This is a genomic window from Stieleria sp. JC731 (genome assembly GCF_020966635.1).
Taxonomy (GTDB): Bacteria; Planctomycetota; Planctomycetia; order Pirellulales; family Pirellulaceae; genus Stieleria.
Genome location: NZ_JAJKFQ010000002.1, coordinates 1,175,986 through 1,193,535, shown reverse-complemented (window position 1 = coordinate 1,193,535; position 17,550 = coordinate 1,175,986). Strand labels below are relative to the sequence as shown.

The following is a 17,550-nucleotide window of genomic DNA, read 5'->3' as shown; positions in this document are numbered from 1 at the left end:
GACGCTCCCCCCTTTCGAATGGAAACTTTGATCAATCCGTCGTGATCAAGTTTAGCAAAGCAGGGGGATCGATGAAAACGAGATACCGAAATCCTTATCAGCCCACTGCCAATGTTCTATCCATCGACAGCGATCGCCGCTCCGCTTCAGTCAACGATCGTTGGGCTCAGATAAAGGTCTCGATCAATAGTCTGCAGTTTCGAATTCCGGATTGTGATCGAAATATCGCTTCTTCTTGATCACTTCGGCGACCTTGTCGGGAACCATGGACTCCCAGCTCATGTCGCCTTCTTTGATCTTTTTCAACACTTCGCGTGAACGGATTCTCAAACATTCGGGAGTGTAGTTTTCGACGTCTTGAATACATCCTCGGTCGTGCAGATATCCGAACAGCTGCTTCAGTGGAGCCTGGACTTGCAGGTTATTGCAAGTCATCAATGTTCCCGATGTGGAATCCAGCATCGGATAGCAATAGATTTTCAGGTCATTTTTGAAAAGACGCCCAAATGACTCCAGAATGCCGCCGTCCAGACTGGTGTAGTACTGCTCGTCAAATAGCTCCATGACGCTTCCGGCACCCATGGTGATCGCAATACTTTCTTTGGTCAGCGTCGACAGGTAGGCAGCGAGTTTGAAGTATCGAAAGTAGTCCGAGATCAACACCGGCAGCCCACACGCCGCCATGACATCGGCACGTGCCAAGAAGTCATTGAGGTCAATCTCTCCCTCTGCCTTCAAGTTATTCATCGTCAGCTCCATGACCTGTGCGACCTCCTTGCCGGCCACGCTCGGGAGCTTTGAAAACTTATCGTGGGCACATCGCAACATGTCCAAGTTCACGTTGCAAACTGGGCGAAAGCTACCGCGTTCGACCAAGATGGCTTTGCGATAGAAGAATTCCGAAGGTTGCAAAACCGTGCCGTCGGCAGCGAACATTGCCGCACCGCTCAGTCCCAGCTCGACCAAACGTAGGCTCATCAGTCGATTGTCAACGCTGCGAAAAGCGATGCCGGAAAATTCGATCATGTCGATCTCAATTCGACTCGTTGACAGTCCGTCCAAAAGCGATGCGATCAACAAGTCCGGCTCGTGGTGCAACGCGAACGCCCCGTGGATCAAGTTCACACCGACAATCCCGAGGGCTTCTTGCTGCAGCGCGGCCTCATCGTCCAACATTCGGACGTGCAAAATAATTTGGCTGTCTTCGTCCTGAGGGTGAGCCTGGAACTTGATCCCGATCCACCCGTGGCAAGCGTTGGTGCCATGAAAGTTTCGTGCCGAAACGGTATCGGCGAATGAGAAAAATGTAGTTGTGTCGCCGCGTTGTTCCTTCAGGCGGTCGATGTTGAGCTTCTGCTCATAGTCCAGCATTGCTTCAAGCCGTTCGCGACAAACGTACCGTGAAGCACGCCCGTAGATCGCATCGCTTACTTTCATGTCGTAGGCCGACATACTTTTGGCGATCGTCCCAGCGGCACCGCCAACGCGAAAGAACCAACGAACAACTTCTTGACCAGCACCAATTTCGGCGAACGTCCCATAGCGGCGTGGATCAAGGTTGACCTCAAGCGCTTTCTGATGGGTATCGAGCGTTTCGGTGGGTTGCGAACGTACCGAGTTACGAAACATGGTGAAGGCGCCTCTTCCTGTGCTGGTTCACTTGCGTGGATGCGACTTCTAACGTGAAGTCGTCCGAAACCTGCGACACTTTTTCGCGCAATCAAATTCGTGAATGATAAGCTGGCTACAAAAGCCTTTGATTAAGGAGAAACCGTCATCTGAGGTGGTATAAACCCCGTGTGCTCGACGCATCGAAACCGACACGATCGGATTCATCGTCTTTACCAGACCTGGGATGATCCAACGCGTCAGCACCTTGGTGTCAGGGTGTCGCGCTGGGCATCCCTTAACCCTCGTCAACCTGATAACGGTCAATTGAAAAGCTCATCGATTGATCTGTTCATCGATCACTTCTTTGGACTGCCTCGTCCCCAAAGCACCCCAGATGCCGTAGGGGCTGGGAGATCCCGGTGCACGGCCATCTTCCCCATGCAAAACCACCGTGCCTGAATCCAGATCGCCACAGTCGATCGAATCGGTGATGAAAATGACCGCGCCGTCGCCCATCAATACATGGGTGCCGCCGTAGTGACGACTCGATGAAGCCAACATCCCGATACCGGCGTCACCGCCGGACAGACTGATCTCACGATTGGGCGGAAGGATTGTGTTCATGCCCGTGTACAACGCTGCACCATCGGCCCATCGTAACCCTCGACGACGATCGAGCGCTCCGAATCGCTGCTCCAGCTGGTCTTGATAGTCGTTCCAAACCGATGGGTTATCGGGATCTCGTCGATCCTTGCACCAATTGGGTTGATCGACAATCACCTGCAGTTCTTCCACCTGAAGTGGCGCCGTGCGAATATCACCGTCACCCAAATCGGTCGCGATCTCCGCACCAATGATGGTGTTAGAAAGACCATCAAGAATGTCTTCAAACGCGATGACTTTTCGAGGCACGAACGCCCCGCGACCTGTCGCATCCAGCTGTTCGGTGTCGACGGACACCCAAGCGGAAAGCCTCGAATCCCAACGGGCAGCCCCGTGCTGCAACCCTTCAATCGCATCACCCAGGCATGCTGCAAAATTGGTTCGCGCCAGCCCCGGCGACCCGATTCCAGGATCAGAGGGACAACGCCATGTTGGCACTTCGGTCGTCCATGGCTTGAATTCATTGCTCCATGGTGGCGGCCCCATCGTGACTGACTTTTCGCCGTCTGTGATTTCTTCCCATAGGCGTTGCTGCTCGGCAAATGGCAGCAGGCCAACGAGGAAACTTAATCGATAGCCGTTGTGATCACGGTCAGACTGGGACTGATGGGTCGCCGCAAACGTTCCATCCATTTGTTTTGGCAACTGCTTGTATGCCGAATGGTAGTTGTGAATCGCCAACCCAATCTGCTTGATGTTGTTTGAACAACTCATCCGCCGCGCCGCTTCGCGAGCCGTCCTGACACTGGGAAGCAATAGGCCGACGAGAACCCCAATCACGGCAAGAATGACCAGTACCTCAATGATCGTGAACGCTTTTGACAATCGACGACTGGTTCGATTCAAATCTAGTCGGCCAACGGCCGAACGCTGATCAGATCGAAGTTCGTCGCCTTTCGTAGTCCGGTCGCCTACCCAACGAAGATGCACTTCAAAACAGATCAACGGAAGCAACCAACTGATCCACGCATTGGCTTGATACGATTGCGTCGATTCCCATCCGGTCACGATCATCACTCCAGCGATCGCTCGCAAAAGCAACGGTGACCACAGCATCAAATAACATCGCTTTGCCCAGAGCTGATGCCGATCGAAATCCCGACGCATTGCAAAATGCGCCGCCATCAACATGGTGACGCCTGTCGTGATCGATTGTGCGATGAAAGCAGCTTCCGCGACAGATCCTCCATAAGCTTGCTGGCTCATCAACAGTCCCGACGGAACCACACCAAAGAGCACCACCATGCTTTGTACCTTCCCGATCCGTCGATGTTTTTCCCCTTTCGTCGGCGAAAACATCAAGAAGGTTCCTAGCGCCAATGCGATCGGACTGACAAAGATGTGCAGGTAAAACGAAGCTGCATACCAGCCACTGAACGAATGCCTGCGCCCGGCTAGAAAGGGCGACAGGTCGAAATCAGGCGGAAAGTACCAACGGTACTGCCATAGGATCGCGACGAAGAATTTGATTGAGACAAGGACTATCGCCCATTTCAACAACACGAACGCGTCGAAACTAGATTTCATCGATCTACCCCGCTCGCCACGGATGAAAACGGTTCGCTCGATCTAGCCCCTGCCAGTACATCAGCCAACGCATCTGCCAGTGCCAGCGAGTCCCCCAATCAAAGCCTCACCGATAGTACGACGGAGGAACCAAAATCGTTCGTTGCGTTCGACCTCCGTTGCCAAATGTAGCCGGTGAAAAGCGTCCAATATCACCGCAGGGTTATACCATTCGTTTCAAGTCCGCCGTCAGCGTTGGGTATGCAAACGGCATCGATTTGATGGCCCTCGTGTCGATGCCATGTTTGATCGCTAATGCGAATAGGTTGATCTGATCTTCAGCACCGACGCCCAACAAGTGTGCCCCTAAGATTTGATCATTCGATCGATCCACGATGACTTTGTAGCCTGCGCATGGCAAGCCGGTCTTCCGTACGCTACCCCAGGTTGACGTATCACGTTTATGAACATCAATCTCGTAGCCGTCCTGTCTCGCTTGGCGTTCTGAGCAACCGACCGAAGCGATCGGCGGACATGTAAACGCTGCCGATGCGATTCCTTTATAGTCCGGTCGATGCGAAGGTTCATCAGCAAATAGATTCTTACTGACGACATAGGCATCTTCGTTCGCAACCGGCGTTAACATCGCGCCACCGTTGTCGGCACAATCCCCTGCTGCAAAAACGTGAGGGCAGTTGGTTGATCGCAGAAATGAATCGACCTGAATCCCGTCGTCCGAATACTCAATCCCAGCGCTTTCCAGATTCAGTGACTGAATGTTTGGAATCCGGCCAGCTCCGTGCACCGCCATATCAGCATGGATCACATCCTTTCCATCGGTCGCGATCTCAAGCGACCCGTTGTTCATATGATGGATTGATTCAATGCGTGCTCCAGTTTGGAATCGAATCCCCTTCCGAATTGACCATGCTTTTAGCTGTTCAACCAAGTCGGGATCAAAACCTTTCATCAACTGTTCGGATTGTTCGACGATAGTGACTTCACAACCTAACGCGCAAGCAACGTGGCCGAATTCCATCGAGATGTACCCGCCACCGACAAATAGGATGCGTTTCGGGATTTGTTCGAGTGCGAGAAACTGATCACTTCTCGTTAAGAATTCACTACCCGCAAAATCAAGCGGCCTCGGCGTGGCTCCGGTCGCGATCAAAAACTTCGCAGCCTTCACCGTCCGATCGTCCCTTCCCGAGTGAACGCGAATTGTGTTCTGATCAATAAAACTTGCTTCGCCTTGAAACGTCGCGATACCTTTGTCATTCAAATTCGATTCGGTGTTTTCGGCGACCGGATCGGTAAACTCCCTTTGGAATCGATGCAGAGTTTTCCAGTCCGTTTTAATCTCAGTGGATTCGAACAGGGAACCTTTGGCCGAGCGCATTCGATCCAGCAGCAGAGCTGCATTGGTCAAGACCTTCTTTGGGTTACAACCGCGTAGCGCACACGTTCCGCCAAAACGGCGACTCTCCACCAAGGCCACTCGGTGACCGCTTTCGCTCGCATCCTCGGCAACCGATTTAGCCGCAGGCCCGCTGCCAAGCACCACTAGATCAAACGTCTCTATAGAAGATGATGCGCCTGCGCTGTGCTGGTGTTCGCGTTTAAGCATGATTCCCGATCGCCTCCAGATTATCACTTCGCCAATTGGACGCCGGCATCTGTAGCAACGGATATACCGTTCACTTCTATCAAGTCAGCAATTGTTTGGATCGCAAGACTTCGTGATAAGAAGAGACAGCTCAGGCAACTGGTTCATCATGACACGGTCGATTTCAGGTCATGTCGTCGGAATATCTATCAGAGATCAAAAGCCGCAGAGCTTCGCTCCATATGCAAATACGTGTTCGGGTCATCAGCCGACGGGCGTTAGCCCCGGTTATTGCACTGAAACCGTGGCCGGCGCCATTCGGCTACTCGGACCGAAGCGATTTCACACGGAAGCGGTTGTTGCGATATTCAAAGTCACTGTCGCCCAGGCTTTGGATCTGTTTTGCGTCTTCATTCATTCCTGTGAAGAGACAACCGGTGATTTGAGCAAACTGAACTGAGTCCAAAGCGATTCCGAATTTCGAGACGGCTGCAAAGGTGCACCCGACGATATTCACTCCGTCGCAACGACGTACCTGTAGATCTGCCATGTGATCCGTTTCACCGCCGAAATGCTCGGCGGTGGCGGTAACGTTGCTGCAGTCTTCGATCAACACACCCAATTTCGCGCTCGCACCATCGCCATAGTGATAGCGAGGGTTCCGGTCATAGAGATTGCCGGTAAAGACCAGTTGATCGCAACCTTTTGCGATCACGTTTGTGGAATACCCCTTCCACATTGTATTACCCGTAATCGTGACGCCGCGAACATCAACCAGATGAACGTTCGTTTGAACGTCGGATAGGATATTGTTTGCGATCGTGATGTTTCCGGTTCGGCGTTCGTCGGTGAACTTGCGCACTTCGGAGAATCCGTTGATTCTGATATTGGCCGAGCCGGGGACTTCGTGTGCATGTTGGATCGTGCAACCCACAATCGCGACTTCGCCGATGGAAGATTCGCTTGAATCGAGCCACACGTTTGCGGTGGGTTCAGTGTTTGTTTCACCATTCACTTTGTCTGCAACGAAATTCCCTTCAATGTCGCAGCCTGTGATTTGCAAGTTCCGAATCTCGCTGCGTTTCGCAACGACACCGCCACCGGCGTTGTAGCTGATATGGCAATTGGCGATGTTGATTTGGTGCAAATTGACGCCATCGAGAAAAACGCCGACGCCGCGGTTTTCATATAGATGGCATTCCGACAGGATCGTATTGCGGTTGCGTTTGACCAGTCGTATCGCGTCCTTAGCCTTACGAACAACCACACGTGTCAGGGTCAGCTGCATCGTGCCTTGTGCTTCGATGCCGCAGGCTTCTGAATGGGCGCCAACAATTTCGATCGCATCAATCATTGGCGACCGTTCACGATCCCAAATGGCTTGGTCAACAGTCGCCGGACTTGCGGTTCCGCCGTGGTTCCCAATGACTTTAAAAGCCGGCCCGGGTCCTTCCATACGAAACTGCGCCACCCCATCGCCAGAAAGGCTGGTCCAACCGACCTTCGCAAGATCAATCACAACGGTGCGGGTCAAGCGATAGACGCCTTTCCGAAAACGAACCGAGCCTTGTGATTCGTCGATCAATGCTTGAATGGCTGCACTGTCATCGGTTTGCCCATCCCCAGCCAAGTCTTCTACAGTGGCAGCGCAACAATCGTTGCTTGATGAAACCTGTGCGAACAGGGCAAGCAAGAAAGCCGCACACATGACCGAGGGTATGAAGTGAAATCGGTTCATCGTGGCAGGCTCCAGAGAATCTCTTGTTTAACCGACAGGTCGTCTCCGACGTCGCACGACGCAGACGATTCCCAACGATGATAACAGCATGGCAGATGAGGGTTCTGGAATTGCGACCGCCGTACCGGACAGCAGGCGGAAATTGCTGAACACGGCTTCCGACTGACCGCCCTGCCAGTTTGGGAAAATGAATTGTTGATCGCTTCGCATAAAAAAGGAAACCATCAAGTCGTCACCTGCCCATAGGTTCTGCACGCCAGCGAACGTACGGGTTTCGTCGGGCGTCCCGGCTCCTGCCGACGTTGACGCTCCAACGGTCACATCTCCGGACGGGGCGTCAAATGAGACAAACAATGTTCCTTCCAATTCAGCCGGAGTGCCGGTTAAAGGCTCCGCAGGAAGATCGGCATCGTTCACGCGGGCTCCGCCGGCATAGGTCAAAAATGGCGATCCATTATTGGAAACCACGCCGATCCCAGCCGAATTTTCACCCGCGACGTCTTCACCGATTCCGAACCCCAACGCCAAGATGCCTTGCGGTGACCCTGCGAATTCCCAGCGATAGTCAATCGCGATCGAGAAACTGGACTCTGACGAAAAATAGTTTCCGTCCGACGAACTGGCGACCGTCGAGCCATCGATGCTTGCGAAGCCGATATCGACTCCGGCAGCGATCGGCTGATCCAAAGCAAACAAGCTTGCCGCACTGGCGGTTGCCGTCGAACTGAAACCTGGATCGGCAGGATCAGCAATCGGATGCCAATCTAAGAAGTTCGTAATATCAGCGCGTGCTTGGCGATCGACCGTTCCAACGAAGGCGAATGCACAGGCAACATAGATCAGCAATCTTTTCATCTTCAATCCAACCGTCAGGCTGTTGGCGGCTTTGGAAAACCGCATCGTTCAACGAGGCATGATAACGCCAAGAAGACTGTCTCGGCGAGCGGATACTCTGTCAGTGTTGTTCGATGAACTTCAACAACAACGGATGAGCCGGTTTAGCCATCTGACCGTGATTGAAACCTTTCAATTCGACCAATTCCGTATCGGGATGACCAACCACTTTCATCATACGCCAAAGATAGGCCGTTTCCTCGTAACGACCGAGCATTTCTAGCTCACGATCGCCCGTGATCAATAACAACGGTGGGCAGTCCTTGCGAACATGAAATAATGGAGCCATCGAATCGACGATCGGTTGCTTGCCATCGATTCCGCGTTCGGATCGAACGGTAAAGTGAGTGATCGTGTGCCCGCTATACGGAACCAGTCCTGCGATATCATCGGCGTCGATATCGTGCTTGGCCAAATAGCTTTTATCCAGTCCGACCATGCTGGTCAGATACCCGCCGGCGGAATGTCCACTGACAAAGATCCGTTTCGGGTCGCCACCGAACCGATCGATGTTCTTGAAAACCCATGCGACTGCGGCGGCAGCGTCTTCGACATAGGTGGGCGACTCCACTTTGGGACTCAATCGATAGTTGACTCCCACGACCGCAATGCCACGGTTTTTAAGTTCGCCGGGAATCGACTTTTGCCCGGCAGTCAGACCGCCGCCGTGGAACCAGACCACCGTTGAAAAGCCCTTGACGTTTTTAGGGGCATAGACGTCCAACTTGCAGCGCTCGATCGCGTACTCGGATAACGAATCGCTTTCGCTTCGATAAGGAATATCGGTCTGCGTGGCGTATTCGATCGAAGTCGGTGTTTCGGCATGAACCGCTAGCGAACCAGAGAACAAAATCGTCGTCGTAATCAAGAACAGGCGTGTCGAAAACATCGATTGGGTCAAGTCGTGGATGGTGGGTACTGGTGTTTAGAAAAGAGTTTAACAGCACAAAACACGCATGCTTTGATCTCCGGTCGCTTTTCAATGATTTCTTCTCTGCCCATGGAGCCGGTGTTTCAGGGCGATCGATGGAATTTCTAAAATCGTATTCGAATGGTCTCCGATCGCGTGCGTACCCCAGCGGCGGACGGTAAAACAATGAGCCACCAAGCGGTGCGGTTGTCGCCAGCTTGAATAAGCGATGCACCTGTAGGCTTCTGGCGGAATTCGAATGAAAAAATACATCGCCGAGTTCGTCGGCACGTTTGTCTTGATCTTCGTCGGCACCGGCTCGGTGATCGTTAATTCGGCGACCGAAGGAGAGGTTTCACTGGTCGGAATCGCGATGGCTTGGGGGCTGGTGGTCTCGGCAATGATCTATGCGATCGGCGATCTATCGGGTGCCCATATCAATCCCGCAGTGACGATTGCCTTCTGGGTGGCCAAACGATTCGAGGGCAGTAAGGTGGTGCCCTATCTGCTTGCCCAGTGTGCCGGTGCGTTCGCGGCAAGCTTGCTGCTGCGGTTCATGTACCCGGATCAGCCTAGTCTTGGCGCGACACTGCCCGCGGGCACCGAGATGCAGTCGTTTATCATGGAAGTCATGTTGACGCTGATCTTGATGTTCGTCGTCTTGAACGTGACCGTCGGAGCCAAAGAAAAAGGCATCACGGCGGGATTGGCGATCGGCGGAGTGATTGCCTTTGAAGTTCTTTGCGGCGGGCCGATCAGTGGTGCATCGATGAACCCCGCACGCTCGCTTGCTCCAGCCATCGTCGGCGGAGAGTTGCAATCGTTGTGGTTGTATCTAACGGCCCCGGTCATCGGTGCAGTCGCGGCGGTTCCGATCAGCCATTTCCTGCATTCGGAGCGTGAAGTGCCAGCGGAAGAATAAGGGTTCAGGTTGGAGTGTTTGGACTCATCGCTTCGTCCACTACCGCTTTGCAGCACCCTGTCTACTGAGACTCAGTCAACCGCGGCTAGCGCCGAAGCGGCTCAGGGAATGGTTTACTGAGTCGTGATCGCGCTAGCGACGGTTAAGTGATTTTCGGACTTCCTTGGCGGGCAGAGCCCGCGAGACATCGCATGCGAGGCGGGAGCCTCACACGAGCGATTCTACTCTCGTCGCAAGGCTCCTGCCTTGCGACGCACTGTTTTGCAGCCTCCGGCTGCTGATGGATGCGGCGATCGTATTGTGCTCAGGTGGCAGCGGCTCAGGGAATGGACTCATCGCTTCGTCCACTACGGAAGAAAATTGCAAGCAGCTCAATAGGGGATCAGGCTGCGATGGCCCCGTGTGGAGTTTTAAGAAGCCGGGAGCTTTTGGACCGGCATGGACTCATCGCTTCGTCCACTACCGACGCCGCAGGGGCGTCGGGAAATTAAGAAACCTGCCAGACGGATGCGTCAGCTAGGTGGGGTGAATTTTGGCGCCGATGGTTCCGAGGGCTCGTCGTCTTCTTCGTCGATCGACGAGGTCGTGTTCGAGTCCATCTTGAACGCTTTGGTCGCTTCATACTCGGCGGCTCGGAATTCGCGTTGAACCTCGTTCAATTTGCCACGAAATTCGCGATAGATTCCGCCCGCTCGGCGCGCGACGTCGGGTAGGTTGCTGCCGAATAAGACAACGGCAACAACACCGATCACCATCATTTCGAAAGGGCTAAGCCCGAACATGATTACTTATCCGAATCTTTTTCGGATGCGTCTTCATCGTCCGCCGTGTCGTTCATTCCGCGTTTGAACTCGTTGGCACTGCGACCAAGGTTTCGCATCAACGATGGCAATTTGGCACCACCGAACAGCAACAGCACGACGAACAGGAAGATCAACATTTCGGTCGCGCCCGGCATTGCGAAAGCCAAAGGCGAGAGGCCGAATAGACCGCTAGACAGAGTTACAGACATCTTTTCGCTCCAAAAGAGGCTTGAGAATTGGAAACCCTCACGCACAGATGCGGCGAAAGCGGGTCGGTCGGTTGGGCGTCTGCCTCAACCACCTCCAGGACCGTCATGTCGGGGGCGGGACGAGCCCAGCAATTCGCTGGCTCGTAGCCCAGTATTGTAAGCCACCCGAGACGGACGTCAAACACCAATGGACGCCCCGCTTTGGGGGAAAACGAAAGGAATTGCTTTGCAGCGATTTTTCCGGCTCCGATCACCGCCCCACGTCTGGGGAGGCGGCAACGTGACCGGCCCGTGGTGGATGAAGATGCGAATCCGTGGATTGTCGCCCTTCACTCCGTGGAGGTAGCGTTCTTTCCCGTGGGTAGTGCGGGTAAGAGGTTTGATCTGAAAATCAGCGGGTTGTTTTGGGACTCATCGCTTCGTCCACTACGGGCAAAGGTGCTTGGGGACTCATCGCTTCGTCCACTACCAATGAAGCCCGCTATGGAAGAGACGGCGTACTCGAACGTCTTTCCTCGATCGTGGCTTTGGTTTTTTTGATGAGGTCAACATCATTGCCCATCTGCCTGGTCAGTTGATCAAACTTCTTGTCGAGGTCGGCTGAAAGCTCGCAATGCTGCGCGAACAGTTCGAACATGCGTCCAACCCGCCTATCCGACACATTCTTCAAGAACAACAAAATCCAACTAGAAGGATATTGGAGGAAACTCTCCGCAGCCAACTTAGAGTCAACCTGATACGCGAGTTCAACTCGATCGTGGTCGTCAAAGCCAGTCCTACTTTCAGCCGGCGACACACCTCGGATGATCAATGTGCTCAGAGCGGCATCTGAAAATCGGTTCGGATCCAGCTTAGCAATTTCCAATCCGACCACGATAAGTGAAGGTGGCCATTGAATCTTGTCAGTGAACGCCTGCCTCTTGTAGTCACGCTGATTTACAGAGGCTTCGACAACGTCGACCACCAACTCTTGAAACTTTGGATGACCTTCAACGGATTCATCCAGCAGCCATGTCAACTGCGCGAATGCTTCGACGATGTACCAGAATTCGTAGGGTTCCGTTGGCTCTAAGTCCATCGCTTCGATCTTGTCACGAATCGAACGAAGCTGCTTGGGATCCGTCGCTGCCAAAATCGTTTCTGGGTCATGATCACGCAGGTAGTCGGCAAGTGGCCATAGCATTGCGTTGATGCTTTTCTGATTCCCCGATTCAAACTCTTCCTCAAGAAGCTGAAACCCGTTCGCTGGAAAGAACTCCGCCATCACTCTTGGAAACACTTGCATAAACTTGCCAGAAGGATCACCCGTGCCATTCGCTTCGGTACCGCCATAGATGCGAGCGGCGAATAGTATGTCGCGACCGATCTCGACTCGAGTTTTCTCGTCGACATTTCTTGCGATCACCGCGACCGCCTCGATCGCTTCCAGCAAGGAATCGACGTCCAACTCGACTCTTAGAATTCCCCGCCAAGTCTTCAACGGTTTACCGCGATACAGAATTGGTGATTCTTCACCAGAACCACCTCCCATCTCTGCGATCGAACCGCCGTAGCCGGCTTCTCCTGAACCTCCCATCATCATGCCCATATCGTCACCGCTTCCTACCCCTTCCTCCATCATGTCGCCATAGCCCATCTCCATCGCGGAGTAGCCCCTTCCTCCACCATACATCTCCGTATCTCCCATGGACGTCGGCTTATTTGGACGGTTTCGCTTGATCAAGTCCGCTTCTAGTTTCGATCGCTGTTGCTCCGGCACCGCTTCAACAATGCTGACCAATTCCGGCAGCGATTCGAACCCGATGGACTGCTCTTTGGCAATGTAGATCGCCGACTCTCGGGCATACCTCGATGCTGCCGATTGTTCGGCTGATTCAAATCCCTCCCAAGCCTCGTCCTTGGATAGACCGATCAATCCGCGAAGCAATCTCAAGCTTAGGAACTTCTTTTGACGCTGACTGGTCGCCTCTTCATCTCCTCCACCCATTCCGCTCATCATGCCCCCATATCCACCGCCATATCCGCCCATCGACGAACGGGACCGTTTTTCATAGTAGCGGTGTAGCGATACGACAATTGCGGATCGACTTTGTGAATTGCCGACAAGCAACTCCTCCGCGTTGCGCTCGTTCCACTGACTAATGCTCGGCTCGGCAAATACTTGGTCGTAGTACCACATGAAATACAGTGAGGCGTTCTTGTCCTGCACACTCTTGGACGATGAGATCACCGGCGGTGAACGCCGATGAAGCCCACCCAAATCACGCGATCGCAAGATGATGGCATCGATGGTCTTATCAAGCCAATCACCACTACCGAAACGATCGACGACTTTGATCGCAGTGGTCATGGCTTGACCCAGTTCTTCCCAATCATCAGTGGAAGCAATCGTTTTATTCCACTCACTGAGCCTTTTACCGTCGAAGAGCAGACTGTGCATATCCATGCCCATGCCCATTCCTGACATTGCGTCCATGCCCATTCCTATACCTGACATCGAGGTATCAACCTCTTGCGATTTGGCAGCGACATCGGATCCGCTTGACAACCTTTGGGCCACCGTCGGTTCGTCAACGGCAGTCGACGCCGGGTCACTTGATGCCAGGTTTTCAACGTTGACTTCATGGACACCACTTCGGCCGATCGTGACGACTTCATCGCTTAACTGAATCGCTTCCCCACCGCCTTGGATTTCGATTCGATACTCGCCTTTGTAAAGCGAAATTTTGTTGTCGCCGGTTTTGATCTCCAACTCGTCAACCAGCTTGTCGTCTTGCTTGATTGCGACCGTCAGACCATCCAGTCCTGAATGCACCACTAGAAGGCCACGATCGGTTTGAAACTTGATAACGAATCCGGCGAGCACAAGACATCCAGCCATCGCCAGACCGATCAGCCAACGATAGCGAGAACGCGGTGGTGACCCGCCTGACTTGCCACTGGGATTTGGAAATAGCCCACTTCGTGGCGGCTGCGAATCCGTTTCTTTTCGAATCGCTTCACGAACCAAACGCTGAAGCTGATGCCCCTTGCTGGGTGCTTCCAAACGCTCGGCAATCTGTTCGGCAGTTAACGGACGTTTCTTAGGATCGCGAGCCAGGATTTCTGCAACCAAGTTCACGACTTCACGATCGACGTCTTCGCGAACCGTATCGAGTGCCGGTGCGTCTTGGCCCGTGATTTCTAGAACTTGAGCGGCGAGTCCCTTTCCGCTTCGATGTGGCGGCCGACCTGCGATCAATCGAAACAAGGTCGCGCCCAGCGAGTACAGGTCCGATTTCGGATTGACATCACGGCTGTCGGTCAATTGTTCCGGCGCCATGTAAGGCATCGTTCCCATGACATGCCCAACCGTGGTCAACCGTTCGTCGCTGACCAGCGGATCATCACCATCAAGCACTAGTCCCAAATCCAGTACCTTGACTTGACCGTCGCGAGTCAGCATCAGATTCGACGGCTTGATATCCCGATGAACCAAACCACAGTCGTGGATATGTGCCAGGGCTTTCGCCGCTTGCCGAACGATTTCGCACGCATCGGCAACGGCCAACTGCCCCATCCGCGTGGCGACTTGGCCAACGTCCAACCCATCCAGATATTCCATCACCAAGTAGTGCCAACCGGAGTCGTGCCCCGCATCGGTCGCGCGAACGATCCCCGGATGTTCGAGCGATGCGACCGCCGTCATCTCGCGATTGAATCGGTCCAACCAACCTTGCTGAGCAACGCGATCGGGCGGCAACAGCTTGATCGCACATTGACGGCGCAAACGTTGATGTTCGGCTTTGAAAACCGCTCCCATTCCTCCGCTACCGACCAATTCCAACAATCGATAAGTCCCTAGATTGTCAATCGGCGGAGAGCTTTGCGAGGTCGCCAGCCGACGACGGGTCAAACGGCCCAACGCCACCTGGCAAGCCGTCTCGTTTCGCAAGCTTTCGAGCTGTGAATCCTCTGATGGCGCATCGATCGCTGGCGAATCCAAAACTAAATCCAGATTCTCGGCGGCCAATCGGCATTTATCGCATTCATCCAGATGCGAGATCGCCGAATCGAATTCATCTTTCGGCAAATCACCGTTGATCACGCGATTCAGCTGTTCTGAATCCAAACACGGACTCTTGATTTTGACCATCTCAATACCTGCGGTGCGAGTCGAAATAGCCTGTTCGGTGCAATGCCAAGTCGCCTCAATCCAAGAAGCGAAACTGACGAAGGGTCACAACAGGCTGGTACCAAGACAACGGAGCGATTGGACACAAAAATATTCTTTTCAAATTTTCTGGTCGAACGGTCACAGTTCGATCGGATCAGTCCAGGTCTCTCAATTCGTCTTTAAGCCGCTGCAGCACTCGCGCTCTCGATTTATAAATGGCCCACTTCGAAACACCCAATTGTTCGGCGACGTCATTTACATCGCGGCCGATGATTGTCGTTTCCCAAAACATGGCCCAAGTCCGATGATCAAAGCGGGTCTGCAAAATTTCCAACATCCGCGAGCGGGCGGCTTTGGCATCCGAAACCGCATCCGTCGGCGGCTCCGAAGCTGAATGAATGTCCGGTAGTTGGCACATTGCCAAATTCGCTTCGGTTCCTCCTGCCGCAGCTTCGTTTTGCAACAATCGTCGATGGTCGCGGATCTTGTTTCGGGCGATCGTCCAAAGCCATCCGCGAAAGGTGGCTCCGTCTCGACTGTGATCAAAACGTTCCAGTGCCGTATTAACGGCGCTAAACGTTTCCTGCATCACATCGGCCGCATCCGCCGCTTGGCAACCACACCGCCGAGCCCAGCCGTAGACGATCGGTCCATAAACCTGTGCAAGATGCTGCCAGCTTTCGGAGTCGCCTTCGCGGGCACGAATCAACATCGATCGGCTTGTCGATGGTTCTTCAAGAAAAGAGGTTTCAGGCATGGCGTCGATTATACGCCCTGTAAATCCACCCGTGGTGGATAATATCGCTGCGGAGTGCCGTAGTGGATCTTGTTAAAGATCCTGTGCATATGTCAGAAAGAAGGCAGGATCTTTAACAAGATCCACTACATTGAAACACTTCGACGACCTACTCGGGTTCTGGTGGAACGGAACCATAGGTCCAACCTTGTCCGGAAAAGGTTGCCGCGGGTGGACGGGTTGGCATGGCTTGCGGCTGAAGCTCCTTCGCGAATTGGACGGCGGCTTCAACCAGCTTCGTACCCGCGTTGATTTCCAAGTTACTGTAGCTGGTCAGACGCGTTTCGTAGCCGCCGCCATGTTGTCCAAAAGCCTGCGGCGTCGGAACATAACCCACGCAACCGTTTGCAAGTGAGACTGGAAAGGTCAGCGGATGATCACTTTCCTGTTTAATCGCCAATCCCAGTTCGACAAAGAACTCGGCCGGGTCAGTCAGCAAGATCGCAGGACCGATTTGAATCGCTTGAACCTCCGCATCGGCGACCGGTGACTCTTTCAGCTTGGCGTCGAGCAACAGAACTTCCTTCGCAAACGTCCATTCGCTCGCCCCGATCTTGCTGGGTTCCTGAGCGACAAGCTCCCTCGCCTTTTTGACGCGTTGTGGGCTTGGCAGTCGTCTGGGAATCTTCAGCTCCGTTGACTTGTGCGCGACAACGACCGAATCCGTTTTTGGCTCGCGAAACAACACCTTGATCACTTCGGCACCGACACAGCCGCCGACAAAGCGTGCCGATTCGACAGCTGGCCGAGCCGCATAGGGTGTAACGTTTTCAACCTGCGTGACATCACCCGATGCCCCTGCAAGAAACACAAGCACGGCTTGGTCACCGAAGGTGCCGCGTAGAACCTGTTCGATAAAGTAAATGTAGTTTGCCGAGATGCCCGGTGGATTCGTCGTCGCGTGACACGAGAAATTGACCACGCAGCCTTTCAATATTCCTTCGCTGTTCCAGACGCCGATGACACCGACTTCCGGATCGATCGGTCCGGCAGGTTTGACGATGTCTGGGTTGCCTGGTCGCGGGTGTGTATACGTCAAACCGTTGGCCATCTGGAAACGTCGATTGAACGCCACGGACCCTTCGTGACCGATTCCAAAATTCACGTCGGACTTTTCGCGACTGTTGAACGCATCAACAACGGAATCAACGATCTGATCCTCCACATGTTTGACGTAGCCAACGTTTGCGTTCGAAGACTTGTTGTAGGCAAGATCCTGAATCTGTTCGGAGGCGAAATCATATTCACCGGGATAGATCATTCCGGTCGGGCCGGACGAATGGGAATGTGTCGCGTGGATCAAAATGGCACCGCTCGCGATGCCTGTTTGTTCATGAATACGTTTTCTTGCCGACTGAACCAACTGGCGTCGAATCAATAACGCGTCCACGCTGACAACGGCGGTCACGTCAGTTCCGTTATCAAACACCGCCGCACGGACTTTGCAGGGGTCATGGAGCTTGGTGTGATACGACTTTCCATATCCACCGGGCCGCTCCATGCCGATTTCCGGCGTAATATCTCGTTCGGCAAACGCCGATTTCAAGACCGAAGCGGGCTCTTCGGATTCGGCGATCTGAAAACCGCCGAAAACGATTGACGTGATGCACAACGAAACGCTCAGCCAGCGGCTACTCAACATCGTGGGCGACCTTGTCAGTAAGATGAATGGTTTCGGATTCGAGCCTGCCGACATCCTACCAGCAACGTTAGCGCAAGATCATGCTTTCGAATTT

12 protein-coding genes are annotated in these 17,550 nt (G+C 53.6%); 1 reads left to right on the top strand and 11 read right to left on the bottom strand.

Annotation, left to right across the window (positions count from 1 at the left end; translation table 11 throughout):
* Positions 1-183: 183 nt before the first annotated feature.
* The 6 genes from LOC67_RS10115 to LOC67_RS10085 form a co-directional block, all read right to left on the bottom strand.
* The gene (locus LOC67_RS10115; RefSeq protein WP_230262475.1) at positions 184-1,629 is read right to left on the bottom strand and encodes a TonB-dependent receptor; all 1,446 of its coding nucleotides are present in this window, start codon (positions 1,627-1,629) and stop codon (positions 184-186) included.
* A gap of 315 nt (positions 1,630-1,944) precedes the next feature.
* Entirely contained in the window at positions 1,945-3,801 is a 1,857-nt protein-coding gene (locus LOC67_RS27565; RefSeq protein ID WP_315861051.1) for a DUF1559 domain-containing protein, read from the bottom strand.
* 202 nt (positions 3,802-4,003) lie between these two features.
* Complete coding sequence (locus LOC67_RS10100) at positions 4,004-5,407, bottom strand: dihydrolipoyl dehydrogenase family protein (RefSeq protein WP_230262474.1); 1,404 nt, start codon at positions 5,405-5,407, stop codon at positions 4,004-4,006.
* Between the two features lie 301 nt (positions 5,408-5,708).
* Positions 5,709-7,124 (bottom strand): right-handed parallel beta-helix repeat-containing protein, encoded by a 1,416-nt coding sequence (locus LOC67_RS10095; protein ID WP_230262473.1) that lies wholly within the window; start codon positions 7,122-7,124, stop codon positions 5,709-5,711.
* 27 nt (positions 7,125-7,151) lie between these two features.
* Positions 7,152-7,979, bottom strand: a complete 828-nt coding sequence (locus LOC67_RS10090) for a PEP-CTERM sorting domain-containing protein (RefSeq protein WP_230262472.1) — start codon at positions 7,977-7,979, stop codon at positions 7,152-7,154.
* 100 nt (positions 7,980-8,079) lie between these two features.
* A complete protein-coding gene (locus tag LOC67_RS10085) occupies positions 8,080-8,907 on the bottom strand; it encodes an alpha/beta hydrolase (protein WP_230262471.1) in 828 nt (275 codons plus the stop codon).
* Positions 8,908-9,187: 280 nt separating this feature from the next.
* Here LOC67_RS10085 and LOC67_RS10080 point away from each other — a divergent pair, with 280 nt between their 5' ends.
* Positions 9,188-9,850, top strand: coding sequence for an MIP/aquaporin family protein (locus LOC67_RS10080; protein WP_230262470.1), 663 nt, complete (start codon positions 9,188-9,190; stop codon positions 9,848-9,850).
* Positions 9,851-10,362: 512 nt separating this feature from the next.
* On the opposite strand, the gene LOC67_RS10075 is transcribed toward LOC67_RS10080, so the two are convergent.
* From LOC67_RS10075 to LOC67_RS10055, 5 genes are all read right to left on the bottom strand, one after another.
* On the bottom strand, positions 10,363-10,632 hold the full coding sequence (locus LOC67_RS10075) for a twin-arginine translocase TatA/TatE family subunit (protein WP_230262469.1): 270 nt from the start codon (positions 10,630-10,632) through the stop codon (positions 10,363-10,365).
* Between the two features lie 2 nt (positions 10,633-10,634).
* The gene (locus LOC67_RS10070; protein WP_230262468.1) at positions 10,635-10,862 is read right to left on the bottom strand and encodes a twin-arginine translocase TatA/TatE family subunit; all 228 of its coding nucleotides are present in this window, start codon (positions 10,860-10,862) and stop codon (positions 10,635-10,637) included.
* A gap of 481 nt (positions 10,863-11,343) precedes the next feature.
* Positions 11,344-14,997 (bottom strand): serine/threonine protein kinase, encoded by a 3,654-nt coding sequence (locus LOC67_RS10065; protein WP_230262467.1) that lies wholly within the window; start codon positions 14,995-14,997, stop codon positions 11,344-11,346.
* Positions 14,998-15,172: 175 nt separating this feature from the next.
* The gene (locus LOC67_RS10060; RefSeq protein WP_230262466.1) at positions 15,173-15,775 is read right to left on the bottom strand and encodes an RNA polymerase sigma factor; all 603 of its coding nucleotides are present in this window, start codon (positions 15,773-15,775) and stop codon (positions 15,173-15,175) included.
* 148 nt (positions 15,776-15,923) lie between these two features.
* Positions 15,924-17,456 (bottom strand): hypothetical protein, encoded by a 1,533-nt coding sequence (locus LOC67_RS10055; RefSeq protein WP_230262465.1) that lies wholly within the window; start codon positions 17,454-17,456, stop codon positions 15,924-15,926.
* Positions 17,457-17,550 lie beyond the last annotated feature (94 nt).

Excerpts from the sequence above, each read along its gene's own strand:
- LOC67_RS10080 (WP_230262470.1), top strand. The coding sequence starts at position 9,188 with ATGAAAAAATACATCGCCGAGTTCGTCGGCACGTTTGTCTTGATCTTC.
- LOC67_RS10090 (WP_230262472.1), bottom strand. The coding sequence starts at position 7,979 with ATGAAAAGATTGCTGATCTATGTTGCCTGTGCATTCGCCTTCGTTGGA.
- LOC67_RS10115 (WP_230262475.1), bottom strand. The coding sequence starts at position 1,629 with ATGTTTCGTAACTCGGTACGTTCGCAACCCACCGAAACGCTCGATACC.
- LOC67_RS10060 (WP_230262466.1), bottom strand. The coding sequence starts at position 15,775 with ATGCCTGAAACCTCTTTTCTTGAAGAACCATCGACAAGCCGATCGATG.
- LOC67_RS10065 (WP_230262467.1), bottom strand. The coding sequence starts at position 14,997 with ATGGTCAAAATCAAGAGTCCGTGTTTGGATTCAGAACAGCTGAATCGC.
- LOC67_RS10070 (WP_230262468.1), bottom strand. The coding sequence starts at position 10,862 with ATGTCTGTAACTCTGTCTAGCGGTCTATTCGGCCTCTCGCCTTTGGCT.
- LOC67_RS10095 (WP_230262473.1), bottom strand. The coding sequence starts at position 7,124 with ATGAACCGATTTCACTTCATACCCTCGGTCATGTGTGCGGCTTTCTTG.
- LOC67_RS27565 (WP_315861051.1), bottom strand. The coding sequence starts at position 3,801 with ATGAAATCTAGTTTCGACGCGTTCGTGTTGTTGAAATGGGCGATAGTC.
- LOC67_RS10055 (WP_230262465.1), bottom strand. The coding sequence starts at position 17,456 with ATGTTGAGTAGCCGCTGGCTGAGCGTTTCGTTGTGCATCACGTCAATC.
- LOC67_RS10075 (WP_230262469.1), bottom strand. The coding sequence starts at position 10,632 with ATGTTCGGGCTTAGCCCTTTCGAAATGATGGTGATCGGTGTTGTTGCC.
- LOC67_RS10100 (WP_230262474.1), bottom strand. The coding sequence starts at position 5,407 with ATGCTTAAACGCGAACACCAGCACAGCGCAGGCGCATCATCTTCTATA.
- LOC67_RS10085 (WP_230262471.1), bottom strand. The coding sequence starts at position 8,907 with ATGTTTTCGACACGCCTGTTCTTGATTACGACGACGATTTTGTTCTCT.